Raw genomic sequence first — 13026 nt, 5'->3', positions numbered from 1 at the left:
CGTTAAGTACACTCTTCCTTAGCAACTTGCTGAAGCGCCTCATGTGTCGCATCCAGCGCCAGCATGATCGAAGCATGGCGATTCTTGAACTCACGGGCGGGCACCAATACCTCAAGTTCGTCAAAGGGGGCTTGCGGCGGTTCGGCACCTTCGGTCAGCATCGCTTTCAGCTGGTTGCGGGCCTTTTCCACCGTCTCCAGCGAGCAGCCGATAATGTGATCCGCGACAACCGATGCCGCGGCTTGCCCCAGGGCGCAGGCTTTCACGTCCTGGCCGAAATCGGTGATCTTGCCATCCTCGACCTTCAGATCGACGGTCACCGTCGACCCGCAGAGAGGCGAGCGTTTTTTCACTGTGACATCAGGATCTTCCAGACGCTCCAAATGCGGAATATCCGCCGCAAGGGCCAGAATGCGGGAAGAATAGAGTTTGATCAGATCGGTTTCGCTGGACATGCGGGCCTCGGGGTTTCCCTTGGGTGGAGTTCCTCATACATAGGGAGCGAAGCTTCAGATGCAAAAGGTTTTTGCCATGTCCAGCGCGACCACACAGTCCTTTGATCCCGCAAGCCTGCGTTACGACGCAAACGGCCTTATCCCCTGTATCGCGCAGGACCACGACAGCAAAGAGGTGCTGATGATGGCCTGGATGAACGCCGAAAGCGTTGCACGCACGCTTGAGACGGGCAAGGTAACCTATTGGTCGCGTTCGCGGCAGTCGTTCTGGGTCAAGGGTGAAAGCTCGGGCCACGTGCAGGAGCTGGTGGATCTGCGACTGGATTGTGACCGGGATTGCTTGCTTGCTGTCGTGCGCCAGACCGGACCGGCCTGCCACACCAACCGGCGCAGCTGTTTCTATACCGCTGTGCGGGAAGGGGAAGAGGTCGAACTGATGGCGCCCATGGTCTGAGGCAGCTCAGCCAAGGCCGACCATGCGGCGGATGTCCTGCGGTGTTGCGCCCTCGGCGCGGTATTTTGCGATGGCTCGGGCATCGTCGCGTTTGGCGAGGCGCTTGCCTGCCTCGTCACGGATCAGGCGGTGATGGTGGTAGATGGGGACGGGCAGCTCCAGTAGCGTCAGTAGCAGGACCTGTAGCTGGGTGAAGTCGAACAGATCCTCGCCCCGTACCACATGGGTGATCTCCTGATGCACGTCGTCCAGCGCCGAGGCCAGGAAATAGGCGATGATCTCTTCGCCTTTACGGGACAGAACGACATCGCCGATTTCCTTTCGGGCGCGCTCAGGATCCAGATGGTGTGTGCCGTTATGCGCCGCGCCGGTTTCCTCAAACACCACGTTCTGGCCTTTGAGGCGGGAAAGCGCGCGGTCAAGATGCAGCCGCAGCGCATCACCCGGTTTGCGATCCGACATGGGGCGGTTCTTGCAGGTGCCGGGATAGACGTCGTGGCTGACACCCTCCTGCGGTGCGGAGAGGGCGGCGCGGATATCTGCACGGCTGCAGGAGCAGGGGTATAAAAGCCCCATTCCTTCAAAGGTTTCGAGGTATTTGTTATAGTCGTTCAGATGCTCTGACTGGCGCAGAATAGGCTCGTCCCAGCGAAGGCCCAGCCAGGTCAGATCTTCCATAATGGCCGCGTCCCATTCCGGTTTCGACCGTTGCAGGTCGGTGTCCTCCATGCGCAGCAGGAAGGCGCCTCCGGCGGCGCGGGCCATGTCATGAGCAATGATCGCGGAATAGGCATGGCCCAGGTGCAGCGGGCCGGTGGGCGAGGGCGCAAAACGGGTGCGAAATGTCATTGCGCCCCTCGCGGTTCAGGAAAACTGCTGCAGCCATTCGGTCCAGGCGGCTTTGGCCCGGTCAGTATAGGCCTTGTAGCGGTCCTTGCGGCCCCGACGCCCGCCTTTCAGCCCATCCACCGGGCGGAACAGGCCAAAGTTCACGTTCATCGGCTGGAACGTCTTGGCCTCGGCGCCGCCGGTGATGTGATGGATCAGCGCGCCCATGGCGCTGTCCTGAGGCACATCGGTCAGGGGCTTGCCCAGGATCTCCGCAGCGGCCAGACGACCGGCAAGCAGGCCCATGGCGGCGCTTTCCACGTAGCCTTCGACGCCGGTAATCTGCCCGGCAAAGCGGATATTGGGCCGCGATTTCATGCGCATCTGGCTGTCCAGAAGGGTCGGAGAGTTGAGGAAGGTATTGCGGTGGATACCGCCAAGCCGAGCGAAACTGGCATTCTCCAGCCCCGGAATCATCCGGAACACCTCGGTCTGGGCGCCGTATTTCATCTTGGTCTGGAAGCCGACGATGTTGAACAGCGTCCCCAAAGCATTGTCCCGGCGCAGCTGCACCACGGCGTGTGCCTTGATGTCGGGCTGGTGCGGGTTGGTGAGGCCAACGGGCTTCATCGGTCCGTGGCGCAGGGTTTCGCGGCCGCGTTCGGCCATCACTTCAATCGGCAGGCAGCCGTCGAAATAGCCAGCGGTTTCGCCCTCGTGGAACTCGGTCTTGTCGGCGGCGAGCAGCGCGTCGATGAAGGCCTCGTATTGGTCCTTGTCCATCGGGCAGTTGAGGTAAGCGGTGCGCTCCTCCTCGGTTTCGCCCTTGTCATAGCGCGACTGCATCCAGGCCTTGGACATGTCGATGCTCTCGGCATAGACGATGGGCGCGATGGCATCGAAGAACGCCAACGCCTCGGCGCCGGTTTCGGCCTGGATCGCCTTGCCCAGATCGGGGGAGGTCAGCGGGCCGGTTGCGAAGATCCACTGACCTTCGGTGGGAAGCTCTGTGATTTCTTCATAAGAAACAGAGACATTCGGCAGGCTCTTAAGCTGCGCGGTCACGGTTTCGGCAAAGGGTTCCCGGTCCACCGCCAGGGCGCCGCCTGCGGGCAGGCGATGCTTATCCGCCGTGGTCATGATCAGACCCTTGGCGGCGCGCATTTCCCAATGCAGAAGGCCGACGGCATTCTGTTCATCGTCATCGGAGCGGAAGGAGTTGGAGCAGACCATCTCACCCAGGTTGCCGGTCTGGTGGGCAAAGGTTTCGACCTTGGGCCGCATCTCGTGCAGCACGACCTTTACGCCCATGTTCGCCGCCTGCCAGGCAGCTTCGGACCCGGCCATGCCGCCGCCCACGATATGCAATTCTTGTGTCATGAGGTGCCACATAGGGCAGGGATGGCCATTGCGCAATATGACATGCGTCGGGGGCAGCAATGGCGCGCAATGCAAGGGGGCCGACAACGCACCCGTTTGCTGATCATTGGAACCGGTATTGTGCAGGGGAGAATTTTGGGGCCACTGCGGCGGGAATGTCGACCGGGGAGAGAGACCCGGTTGGAGGGACCTTCCGACGCAGCGGCCCAAAATTGTGACCGGTCTGTGACCGGTGCCCAACCTTTGCCATTATCCTGCCTTTATTGAAAGACCGGATATGGAAACAATATCTGGTCAATCGTAAACAAAGGCTAAACTTGTTTTAAATTTTCGGAAAACTCAGTTGTCTTCCCAGTTGGGTGGACGCTTTTCGATAAAGGCGTTGAGCCCTTCGATGGTGTCTTGGTGCATCAGGTTTTCGACGATCACCCCGCTGGTATAGGCATAGGCCTCGTCCAGGGGCATTTCGATTTGACGGTAATAGGCTTCCTTGCCGATCTTCACGGCCGAGCCGAGTTTTGATGCGATGGTTTCTGCCATCTTCAGCGTTTCCGCCTCCAGATCCTCTTCGGGCACGGCGCGGTTGATCAGGCCCAGCTCGGCGGCGCGGTCGGCGGACATAAACTCACCCGTGGTCAGCAGCTCAAAGGCGTGTTTTCGCGGGATATTGCGAGACAGGGCCACCATAGGGGTTGAGCAGAACAGACCGATATTGACGCCATTGACGCCGAACCGGGTGCCCTGCGCGGCCACGGCCAGATCGCAAGAGGCGACAAGCTGACAGCCGGCGGCAGTCGCAATCCCATGCACCTGGGCAATCACCGGCTGCGGCAGGCGTTGCAGACCCATCATCACGCTGGTGCAGCGGGCGAAAAGGCCCTCGAAATAGGCCTTGCCGCCATCCTCGGCCTGCCGTCCCGCCGTCATCTGCCGAATGTCATGCCCGGCGCAAAAGGCCTTGCCCTCGCCAGAGAGCACAACGGCCTTGATGCTGCTGTCATCTTGCAAGGCATCGATCTGCTCTTGCAGGGCGGCCAGCATCTCATCCGACAGCGCATTCAGCCGCTCGGGCGCGTTCATACGCAGATGTGCGATCGCATTTGCGTCGCGACGTTCCAGAATTGTCATCTTGTCCTCCTGACCCTGTTTGGGGCAACTCTATGGCGGACAAGGGAGAAGGAAAAGCATGGCTTTGGCTTTTGATGCGGCGGGGCTGACCGCCTATATGGCGGAGATCTTTCCGCAGGTGGCGGATGATTTCGCCGTGGATGAACTGTCCGAGGCAGGGATCACCATGCGGCTGCTGACGGCAGAACGGCACCTGCGGCCGGGCGGCACTGTGTCTGGCCCTTCGATGTTCGCGCTGGCTGATGTGACGGTCTACGGGCTGGTCCTATCCCGGCTGGGACGCAAGGCACTGGCGGTGACCACCAATTGCTCGCTTGATTTCATGCGCAAGCCCGAGGCGGGTGTCGATCTGATCGCCAAAGGAACTCTGTTGAAACTGGGCCGCGCGCTGGCTGTGGGCGATGTGCATATGTATTCGGAAGGTTCGGACAAGATGGTGGCGCGCTCCACCATGACCTATTCGATCCCGCCGGAAAAATAGGGTTCAGAGGGCGCGCGCCAGAGGGTCTCCGACTTTCACAAGGGTCTCCAAGCCTTTGGAACTGTTGGTGATCAGATCGTCGCTGAACTGGACCTTCCCGGGTTCAAAGACCACGACGACGGTGGAGCCGCCGAACTTGAAATAGCCCTTTTCGTCCATCTTCTCGACCCGGCCACTGGTGCGGGTGTTGACGATGGACCCCACGCCAAAGGCGCCGACCTCGACAAAGCACATGGTGCCCGCCGTGTCCGTGTCGATCAGGGTCAGGCTGCGCTTGTTGTCACCAAAAACATCCGGCCCGGCGCCAAGCGCGATGGGGTTCACCGAATGCAGCGCGCCGGGTATGTCGCGGGTTTCGGTAATCTGGCCTGCGGTCGGAAAATGATACCTGTGATAATCGGCGGGGCACAGGCGGACAATGGCGAGGGCACCGCCCAGAAACCGCTCGTGCAGGCCGGGCAGCATGGTACGGATCGACATCGGGTGCCCTTTGACCGGGACAAAAACGTCCTCCTCCAGTTCAGGGAACACCAAGACGCGACCATCCGCCGGGGAGACGATGTCGTTCAGCTCATCGCTATAGGGGCGGGTTTCCGGTTTCAGGTGCCGCACAAAGAAATCGTTAAAGCAGCGAAAGCTGGAGACCGGATCGCGGGCCTCGTCCATGTCAATCGACAGTTCCTCGATGACCGCGGCGATCTTGCGCCGGGACAGGGGAGAGTCGAACCACAGCCCGAACAGGCGGCTGACCAAAGAGGATCGGAACAGTGCGCGCTCCAGCAGGTTGGAGCCTGCGTCCTGATAAGCCCAGCGGATCCATTTCTCGCCAAGGATCACCTCGTCGAAAACCGTGCCGCTTGCCCGGTCGACCACCTTGATCGGAGTATTCGTCATCTATCCGCCTTGTCGCTTGTCCGGCCAGTCTGGCCCGTGGCGATGAGGTAGCAGAGTGCGCGCAGAAGGCTCAAGAGCGGAATGCAACGGCGGCGGAGGGCCGCAGGGCCAGACCGTTGCCTCACGCGCGGACGCCAGGGCAACGGGACCTCAGCTGTTTGGTGCAACACTTTGCCATTAAACAGCAAAGAGTGTCCGGATGCAGGTCAGACAGATTGCCGAAGAGATCGTCGAGCGCGAAGGCGGTTATGTGAATGATCCCGGTGATCCGGGTGGGGCCACCAAACACGGGGTCACGATCGGGACCCTGAAACGGCTGGGAATTGATGTCACCGGTGATGGGCAGGTCGACGCCACGGATGTGAAGGCGCTGAGCCGCGAAGAGGCGGTGGATATCTTCATCCGCTGGTATTTCGAACGTCCAGGAATCGCCCGCTTGCCAGAGGCGCTCCAGGCATCGGTGTTCGATATGTACGTCAATTCCGGCGCTAACGCGGTGCGGATATTGCAGGGGCTGCTACAGGAAATGGGGTTCGACATTGCGGTGGATGGGGTGATTGGGACGCATACTGCGGCGATCGCACTGCGGGCGGCGCAGGTAGATGACGGCAGCCTGCGCGACGCCTACGGCATTGCCCGGCGCAGCTACTATTTCGACTTGGCAGACCGGCGCCCGGCCAGCCGCAAATACGCCCGGACCCGCGCGGGCGGCAAGGGTGGATGGATCCGGCGCGCCGAGGTATTCATCAGCACCAAATACCACATGGACCGGAAGGCCTTTGTCCGGCGGGTCGCACGGTGGCAGGGAGAAAAGCCATGATCGCAGGTTTGTTTCGCTTTCTGTTTCGTAGCAATCGCAATGTGTTGCGGAATACAGTTGAGGTGTTTCGTGAAAACGCGGAGGCCGGTGCAGAGCGGGCCAGCCGGGCGCAAGGCGCGGCGCTGCAGCAGTTCGCGGCAGAATTCCGCGCTGAACGGCGTAGCGGGTTTGACCGGTTGATGGATGGGATCAACCGGCTGCCAAGGCCGCTGCTGGCGCTCGGGACAGTGGGGCTGATGGTGAGCGCAATGGCCAACCCCTCATGGTTTGCAGCCCGGATGCAGGGGCTGGCGGCCGTGCCCGAACCGTTGTGGTGGCTGCTGGGGGTTATCGTCTCTTTCTATTTTGGCGCGCGTCATCAGATCAAAAGCCAGGAGTTTCAGCGAAGTCTTGCGAAAGTCGCAGAAAGTTTTGCGTCTTTGCAAGGTTGTGAGGTGCCGTCCGTTCAAGAAGCCCCTTCTATGCAGCAGGAAGGACGCTTGGCGGCGAGTGCGGAAGCTGAAAACCGGGCGCTGGCGGCATGGAAGCAAAGCCAGCTCAGGCTGTCGCAGGCCGACCCCGCAGAGTAAGCGCGCAATCGCCTCCTGCGGCGGCTGGACGCGCCAAATGCCATTGGCGCCGCCCCGGTGAAAGATTATAGACAGAGGTATGATTACAGAACTCGGTCACTTCGCCCTCATCCTCGCCTTTCTGGTTGCCATCGTGCAGATGGTTGTTCCCATGATCGGCGCCCATAAACGCTGGCCCGGCTGGATGGCCGTCGCCGAACCTGCGGCACAGGCGCAGTTCTTCTTTACTGCCTTTGCCTTTGCGGCGCTGGTCTGGGCCTTCGTGACTTCGGATTTCTCGCTCCGGCTTGTCACCCTCAACAGCCACTCGGCCAAGCCGATGCTTTACAAGATCTCGGGCACCTGGGGGAACCACGAAGGCTCCATGCTGCTCTGGGTGCTGATTGTCAGCCTGTTCGGCGCAGTGGCCTCGGTCTTTGGCGGCGGCTTGCCGCAGACGCTCAAGGCGCGGGTTCTTTCGGTTCAGGCCGCCATTGGCGTTGCCTTCTTTGCCTTCATCCTGTTCACATCAAACCCGTTCTTGCGGCTGGTATCGCCGCCGTTTGACGGGCAGGATCTGAACCCGCTGCTGCAGGACCCGGGCCTCGCCTTTCACCCGCCATTCCTTTACCTCGGCTATGTTGGGCTTTCGATGGCGTTTTCCTTTGCCGTGGCAGCCCTGATCGAGGGGCGCATTGATGCCGCTTGGGGACGCTGGGTGCGGCCCTGGACGCTGGCCGCCTGGATTTTCCTGACCATCGGCATCGCGCTGGGATCCTGGTGGGCCTATTACGAGCTGGGTTGGGGGGGCTTCTGGTTCTGGGACCCGGTGGAAAACGCCAGCTTCATGCCCTGGCTGCTGGCGGCAGCGCTGCTGCATTCCGCCATCGTGGTGGAAAAACGTGAGTCACTCAAAAGCTGGACCATCCTGCTGGCCATCCTCGCCTTTGGCTTCTCGCTGATCGGGACCTTTATCGTACGCTCGGGGCTGCTGACCTCGGTACATGCCTTTGCCAACGATCCGGAACGCGGCGTGTTCATTCTATTCATCCTGGCCTTCTTTACCGGCGGAGCGCTGACGCTGTTCGCGGCGCGGGCCCAGCAGATGCAGGCCAAGGGCGTCTTTGGCATCGTCAGCCGCGAAGGCGCGCTGGTGGCCAACAACATCCTGCTGGCCGTGAGCTGCTTTGTGGTGTTCTTTGGCACGCTCTGGCCGATCGTGGCCGAAATGGCCTTTGCCCGCAAACTGAGCGTCGGACCGCCCTTCTTCAACGCGGCCTTCACCCCCTTCATGGTGCTATTGGGGATGATCCTGCCGGTTGGCGCCATGCTGCCGTGGAAACGCGGTAAGCTGGGCCAGACGATCTGGTACTTGCGCTATGTGCTGGTCCTGTCGGTTGCCTTGAGTGTGCTGGCCTGGGCCATGCAGACGGGCCGCTCGGGTCTGGGGCCCATCGGGTTGTTCATCGGCTCCTGGGTGGTCTTTGGCGCCGCTGCCGATCTGTGGTCGCGCACCGGCAAGGTCGGGCAGATTGGGCGCTTGCTGCGCCTGCCGCGCGCCGACTGGGGTAAGGCCGTGGCCCATGCAGGGCTGGGGATCACCATCTTTGCCATTGCCGGTCTGACGGCGTGGGAAGAGGAAGACATCCGCGTTGCCAAGATCGGAGAGCCCTTCACTGTCGGCGGGTACGAGCTGGTGCTGGATGCGGTCGATCGCGCGCGGGGGCCGAACTACTTCACCACCATGGCCACCGTCAGCATCTTTAAGGATGGCGCGGATGTTGCTGTGCTGCATCCTGAAAAACGCACCTATCCGGTGGCGAAGATGCCGACGACAGAGGCCGCAATTGACTACCGGCTGTTGCGTGACCTTTACGTAGTGATCGGGGATCAGCAGGCGGATGGCGGCTGGACCGTGCGGACCTATATCAAACCGCTGGCCAACTGGATCTGGGGTGGCTGTCTGTTGATGGCGCTTGGCGGTTTGCTGAGCCTCAGCGACCGGCGTTTCCGTGTGGCGGCCGGAGCCCGCAAGGGCGCTGGCGCGGCCAAGGTGCCCGCAGAATGAGGGGCGCGGCTATGCTCAATCGGTTTGCCAAGGTTCTGGTGATCACCCTCATGGGGGTGATCGCGCTGCCTGCGACGCCAGTACTGGCCGTCCAACCGGATGAGGTCCTGTCCGATCCGGTTTTGGAGGGACGCGCGCGGGAACTCTCCAAGGATCTGCGCTGCCTGGTCTGCCGCAACGAGAATATCGATGAATCCAACGCCGATCTGGCGCGGGATCTGCGGCTTCTGGTGCGCGAGCGCCTGGTGGCCGGGGACAGCGATACCGAGGTGATCGATTTCGTGGTCGACCGCTACGGTGAATACGTGCTGCTGCGGCCCACCACCACCGGAGCGAACTGGCTGCTTTGGGCGGCGGGTCCGCTGATGCTGTTGCTGGCCCTTGGTCTTGGCGCCGGGTATCTGCGTGGACGGGCCAGGGCGCCCGGAACAGCAGAGGCCGGGCTGAGCCCCGAGGAAGAAGACCGGCTGCGGAAAATTATGGACGAGTGACGCCGGGTCCGGCTTTTCGACCGCAATGCTTTACGCCACCATGGCTGAAATCACATCCGCTCTGCGGCGCCACTGGGCCGCGGGGTCCCGAGAGACGACAGACGAGGCCCTCTGATGGACTATAAAGAAATCCAATATTCGCTTGAGAACGGATTGGCGATCCTGACGCTGAACCGCCCGTCGAAGATGAACGCGCTGACTGGTCAGATGCGGGCCGAACTGACCCATGCCCTGAAACAGGCCGCGGGCGAGGCACGCGCTGTGGTGCTCACCGGCGCTGGCAGCGCCTTTTGCTCGGGGCAGGATCTGAGCGATGCCTCTGGCTCTGGCGACCTGGATCTGGAGCGGACGCTGCGCGACGAATACACGCCGATGCTTGAGGCGCTTTATGATTGCCCGGTGCCGACCATGGCGGCGGTCAACGGTCCTGTGGCTGGGGCAGGGGCCAATCTGGCGCTAGCAGCCGATGTGGTGATCGCGACCGAGAGCGCCTATTTCCTGCAGGCCTTTGCCCGGATCGGCCTGATGCCGGATGCAGGCGGTACCTGGTTCCTGCCGCGCCAGATGGGGCTGGCCAAGGCAATGGGCGCGGCCCTGTTTGCGGACAAGATCACGGCCAAGCAAGCCAGCGACTGGGGCATGATCTGGGAAGCGGTGCCGGACGCCGAGTTCGACGCCCATTGGCGGGCGCGCGCGGCCTATCTGGCCGAAGGCCCGACCAAGGCTTTTGGCGCCATCAAGACCGCGATGCGCGGCAGCTATGACAAAAGCCTGCCCGAACAGCTGTCGATTGAGGCCCAGTTGCAGGGCGAATGCGGCAAGACCCGCGATTTCCTGGAAGGCGTAACTGCCTTCATGGAAAAACGCCCAGCCAAGTTCGAAGGGCGCTGAAGACAGCCTTATGCAACAGGAAGCCCCCGCCGGTTATTCCGGCGGGGGTTTTTCATTTCAGTTATCAGATCGTGGGTCTCGCGCTAGCGCCATCGGCAAACAGCCGGATATGGCGGTCTGGATTGAACTGTCCATCCTGATCCAGAATCCGCAGGACCTCGACCCCGTCTGCCAGGACAATGGCATCGCTGCCGCCGTCCTCATTCTCTTGGTTGAGGACTGAAAACCGCGGCGGCGGGCCGTCTTCGGGATTGAAACCGTAAACGATCTGATCCTCGCCCGGCTCGAAATCAGTAATGGTGGCAGCCTCGGTGGTTTCCAGCCAACGACCGGCGAAAAATTCATCCGCGCCGTCGCCCCCAGTTACGGTATCATCGTGGCCAAAGAGGATAATATCATCCCCGGCGCCGCCATTCACGGCATCGCCACCGGTATCGACATCGGCCCGGATGGCGCCGGAGGGATGCAGATCAAAACGGCTGGTCAATAGAACGTCGTTGCCTCCGCCGCCGCTGATGCTATCTGCGCCCCGACCTTCGAGGATTGCATCGTTTCCTTCACCACCAAAAACGGTGTCATTGCCATCGGCGCCGGTCAACAAGTCGTTGCCATCGCCTCCCGAGACCAGATCGAAGCCTGATCCCCCAAGAATCGAGTCATTCCCATCATCGCCAAACAGGCGATCATTTCCTCCTCTGCCGTCGATCTCATCATTGCCGGCACGCCCGGCGATGGATTCGCCTGCGTTGCTGCCAGTCAATGTTTCGCTGGAACCATCGCCTTCGATCAGATCACCGGGGGGCGTCGTATTGCCATTGTCCGGGGGGGAGGGCAGTTCGCTGAGATCGTCATCCGGCATGTTGTCTCCATCATCGCTGGAGTCCAAGATGATCCCGGCAAAAAGGCCAAGAGAAACAAGCGCGAAAAGAGCAATCATAGGGGCGTCCTAAAGTTCTTAATACAACTAAGGGAACGTTACCTTTGAGGCAAAAATCTGTCAATTTTTAATAGAAAACAAACTTTTGCCATAGTTTCTGCACCCGCAACAATTGACGTGTGCCGCGTCGGTACGCGGCTCAATCAGAAAGGTCTGCGCATAAGGCATTTGGCAAGCGGCTCTTGCAACGTGCCAACAAAAAAACGCCTCGCACCCAACGGGTGCGAGGCGCCTAAACAAGTCTGACCTTCCGATCAGCGGTTCTCGATATCCACGTAATCGCGGGCGGTTTCGCCGAGGTACAGCTGACGCGGACGACCGATTTTGTTCTGTGGGTCTGCGATCATCTCTTTCCACTGCGAGATCCAGCCGACGGTGCGCGACAGCGCGAAGATCGGCGTGAACATCGAGGTCGGGAAGCCCATCGCCTCCAGGATGATGCCCGAGTAGAAGTCGACGTTCGGGAACAGTTTCTTCTCGATGAAGTAGGGGTCGTTGAGCGCGGTCTGTTCCAGCTCCTTGGCAACCTGCAGCAGCGGGTTGTCTTCGACGCCGAGCAGTTCCAGAACCTCATCCGCGGACTGTTTCAGAACCTTGGCGCGCGGGTCGGTGTTTTTGTACACGCGGTGACCAAAGCCCATCAGGCGGAACGGATCGTTCTTGTCCTTGGCGCGGGCGATGAACTCGGGGATCTTGTCGACGGTGCCGATTTCTTTCAGCATCTCGAGGCAAGCCTGGTTGGCGCCACCGTGTGCCGGACCCCAGAGGCAGGCAATACCAGCCGCGATACAGGCGAACGGGTTTGCACCCGAAGAGGACGCCAGACGCACGGTCGAGGTCGAAGCGTTCTGTTCGTGGTCCGCGTGCAGGATAAAGATCCGGTCCATGGCGCGAGCGAGGATCGGGTCGACGTGATACTCTTCGGCCGGAACCGAGAAGCACATATGCAGGAAGTTCGCGGCGTAATCCAGATCGTTGCGCGGATAGACGAAGGGCTGACCGATCGAATATTTATAGGCCATCGCGGCGATGGTCGGCAGTTTTGCGATCAGGCGGATCGAGGCGACCTCGCGCTGCCACGGATCGGCGATATCGGTGGAGTCGTGGTAGAAGGCGGACATCGCGCCAACCACACCAACCAAGGTCGCCATCGGGTGCGCATCGCGGCGGAAACCACGGAAGAAGTTGTGCATCTGCTCGTGCACCATGGTGTGACGGGTCACACGCGCTTCGAAATCTTCCAGCTGAGCAGCGGTCGGCAGCTCACCGTAAAGCAGCAGGTAGCAGACTTCGAGGTGGTGCGAATTGGCTGCAAGTTGGTCGATCGGGTAGCCACGGTGCAGCAGCTCGCCCTTGCCACCATCGATGAAGGTGATGGTGCTGTCGCAGCTTGCGGTCGAGGTGAAGCCCGGATCGTACGTGAAGACACCGGCCTGCGCGTAGAGTTTGCGGATGTCGAGAACATCGGGCCCGGCTGTCGGAGAGAAGATGGGAAGCTCGTAAGTTTCGCCATTCAGGCTGAGCTGGGCTGTCTTATTGGTATCGGTCATAGATGTCCCTTCCTGTTACAGGCACGAAAACCCGGAGAAATCCGGGCTTCGTGCAGGCAGCACCTGCGCGTGGACTGCGCAGGTGAGGTCGTATCGAAGCA

14 protein-coding genes are annotated in these 13026 nt (G+C 60.9%); 7 read left to right on the top strand and 7 right to left on the bottom strand.

The annotated features are described in order from the left end of the window. Positions 1 to 2 precede the first annotated feature (2 nt). Entirely contained in the window at positions 3 to 455 is a 453-nt protein-coding gene (locus SM766_RS01520) for an iron-sulfur cluster assembly scaffold protein (RefSeq protein ID WP_274828013.1), read from the bottom strand. 58 nt (positions 456 to 513) lie between these two features. On the opposite strand from SM766_RS01520, the gene hisI reads away from it, so the two are divergent. Then, positions 514 to 909, top strand: a complete 396-nt coding sequence (gene hisI, locus SM766_RS01515) for a phosphoribosyl-AMP cyclohydrolase (protein WP_368946668.1) — start codon at positions 514 to 516, stop codon at positions 907 to 909. Positions 910 to 915: 6 nt separating this feature from the next. Here the strand turns inward: hisI and gluQRS are convergent, their stop codons facing one another. From gluQRS to SM766_RS01500, 3 genes are all read right to left on the bottom strand, one after another. Continuing rightward, positions 916 to 1758, bottom strand: a complete 843-nt coding sequence (gluQRS, locus tag SM766_RS01510) for a tRNA glutamyl-Q(34) synthetase GluQRS (protein ID WP_368946667.1) — start codon at positions 1756 to 1758, stop codon at positions 916 to 918. A gap of 15 nt (positions 1759 to 1773) precedes the next feature. Further along, positions 1774 to 3117 carry a methylenetetrahydrofolate--tRNA-(uracil(54)-C(5))-methyltransferase (FADH(2)-oxidizing) TrmFO gene (trmFO, locus tag SM766_RS01505; RefSeq protein ID WP_368946666.1) on the bottom strand — a complete coding sequence of 448 codons (1344 nt, stop codon included), beginning with the start codon at positions 3115 to 3117 and terminating at the stop codon, positions 1774 to 1776. Positions 3118 to 3456: 339 nt separating this feature from the next. Continuing rightward, complete coding sequence (locus SM766_RS01500) at positions 3457 to 4245, bottom strand: enoyl-CoA hydratase (protein ID WP_368946665.1); 789 nt, start codon at positions 4243 to 4245, stop codon at positions 3457 to 3459. A 58-nt stretch (positions 4246 to 4303) separates the two neighbouring features. Here SM766_RS01500 and SM766_RS01495 point away from each other — a divergent pair, with 58 nt between their 5' ends. After that, positions 4304 to 4726, top strand: a complete 423-nt coding sequence (locus SM766_RS01495) for a PaaI family thioesterase (RefSeq protein ID WP_274828018.1) — start codon at positions 4304 to 4306, stop codon at positions 4724 to 4726. A 3-nt stretch (positions 4727 to 4729) separates the two neighbouring features. Here SM766_RS01495 and asd read toward each other — a convergent pair whose 3' ends face one another. Beyond that, positions 4730 to 5620, bottom strand: coding sequence for an archaetidylserine decarboxylase (gene asd, locus SM766_RS01490; RefSeq protein ID WP_368946664.1), 891 nt, complete (start codon positions 5618 to 5620; stop codon positions 4730 to 4732). Between the two features lie 199 nt (positions 5621 to 5819). Here asd and SM766_RS01485 point away from each other — a divergent pair, with 199 nt between their 5' ends. The 5 genes from SM766_RS01485 (at position 5820) to SM766_RS01465 (ending at position 10438) form a co-directional block, all read left to right on the top strand. After that, on the top strand, positions 5820 to 6440 hold the full coding sequence (locus tag SM766_RS01485; protein ID WP_368946663.1) for a holin-associated N-acetylmuramidase: 621 nt from the start codon (positions 5820 to 5822) through the stop codon (positions 6438 to 6440). Continuing rightward, positions 6437 to 7009, top strand: a complete 573-nt coding sequence (locus SM766_RS01480; RefSeq protein WP_368946662.1) for a holin family protein — start codon at positions 6437 to 6439, stop codon at positions 7007 to 7009. Before SM766_RS01485 ends, SM766_RS01480 begins: the two co-directional genes overlap by 4 nt. A 79-nt stretch (positions 7010 to 7088) precedes the next feature. Further along, a complete protein-coding gene (locus SM766_RS01475) occupies positions 7089 to 9056 on the top strand; it encodes a heme lyase CcmF/NrfE family subunit (RefSeq protein ID WP_368946661.1) in 1968 nt (655 codons plus the stop codon). Between the two features lie 50 nt (positions 9057 to 9106). Beyond that, complete coding sequence (locus SM766_RS01470) at positions 9107 to 9547, top strand: cytochrome c-type biogenesis protein (protein ID WP_274834459.1); 441 nt, start codon at positions 9107 to 9109, stop codon at positions 9545 to 9547. A gap of 114 nt (positions 9548 to 9661) precedes the next feature. Further along, entirely contained in the window at positions 9662 to 10438 is a 777-nt protein-coding gene (locus SM766_RS01465; protein ID WP_347509695.1) for an enoyl-CoA hydratase-related protein, read from the top strand. Between the two features lie 64 nt (positions 10439 to 10502). On the opposite strand, the gene SM766_RS01460 is transcribed toward SM766_RS01465, so the two are convergent. Together SM766_RS01460 and gltA are read right to left on the bottom strand one after the other, a co-directional pair. Then, the gene (locus SM766_RS01460; RefSeq protein ID WP_368946660.1) at positions 10503 to 11375 is read right to left on the bottom strand and encodes a calcium-binding protein; all 873 of its coding nucleotides are present in this window, start codon (positions 11373 to 11375) and stop codon (positions 10503 to 10505) included. A 254-nt stretch (positions 11376 to 11629) separates the two neighbouring features. After that, positions 11630 to 12925 carry a citrate synthase gene (gene gltA, locus SM766_RS01455; protein WP_065270151.1) on the bottom strand — a complete coding sequence of 432 codons (1296 nt, stop codon included), beginning with the start codon at positions 12923 to 12925 and terminating at the stop codon, positions 11630 to 11632. Positions 12926 to 13026 lie beyond the last annotated feature (101 nt).

The organism is Pseudophaeobacter sp. A-200-2 (genome assembly GCF_041008815.1).
GTDB classification, from domain to species: domain Bacteria; phylum Pseudomonadota; class Alphaproteobacteria; order Rhodobacterales; family Rhodobacteraceae; genus Phycobacter; species Phycobacter gallaeciensis_A.
This window is presented reverse-complemented; position numbering and strand designations above follow the sequence as displayed.

Bases quoted from the DNA above. Each gene is read 5' to 3' on its own strand.
- SM766_RS01520 (WP_274828013.1), bottom strand. From the start codon at position 455: ATGTCCAGCGAAACCGATCTGATCAAACTCTATTCTTCCCGCATTCTG.
- hisI (WP_368946668.1), top strand. From the start codon at position 514: ATGCAAAAGGTTTTTGCCATGTCCAGCGCGACCACACAGTCCTTTGAT.
- gluQRS (WP_368946667.1), bottom strand. From the start codon at position 1,758: ATGACATTTCGCACCCGTTTTGCGCCCTCGCCCACCGGCCCGCTGCAC.
- trmFO (WP_368946666.1), bottom strand. From the start codon at position 3,117: ATGACACAAGAATTGCATATCGTGGGCGGCGGCATGGCCGGGTCCGAA.
- SM766_RS01500 (WP_368946665.1), bottom strand. From the start codon at position 4,245: ATGACAATTCTGGAACGTCGCGACGCAAATGCGATCGCACATCTGCGT.
- SM766_RS01495 (WP_274828018.1), top strand. From the start codon at position 4,304: ATGGCTTTGGCTTTTGATGCGGCGGGGCTGACCGCCTATATGGCGGAG.
- asd (WP_368946664.1), bottom strand. From the start codon at position 5,620: ATGACGAATACTCCGATCAAGGTGGTCGACCGGGCAAGCGGCACGGTT.
- SM766_RS01485 (WP_368946663.1), top strand. From the start codon at position 5,820: ATGCAGGTCAGACAGATTGCCGAAGAGATCGTCGAGCGCGAAGGCGGT.
- SM766_RS01480 (WP_368946662.1), top strand. From the start codon at position 6,437: ATGATCGCAGGTTTGTTTCGCTTTCTGTTTCGTAGCAATCGCAATGTG.
- SM766_RS01475 (WP_368946661.1), top strand. From the start codon at position 7,089: ATGATTACAGAACTCGGTCACTTCGCCCTCATCCTCGCCTTTCTGGTT.
- SM766_RS01470 (WP_274834459.1), top strand. From the start codon at position 9,107: ATGGGGGTGATCGCGCTGCCTGCGACGCCAGTACTGGCCGTCCAACCG.
- SM766_RS01465 (WP_347509695.1), top strand. From the start codon at position 9,662: ATGGACTATAAAGAAATCCAATATTCGCTTGAGAACGGATTGGCGATC.
- SM766_RS01460 (WP_368946660.1), bottom strand. From the start codon at position 11,375: ATGATTGCTCTTTTCGCGCTTGTTTCTCTTGGCCTTTTTGCCGGGATC.
- gltA (WP_065270151.1), bottom strand. From the start codon at position 12,925: ATGACCGATACCAATAAGACAGCCCAGCTCAGCCTGAATGGCGAAACT.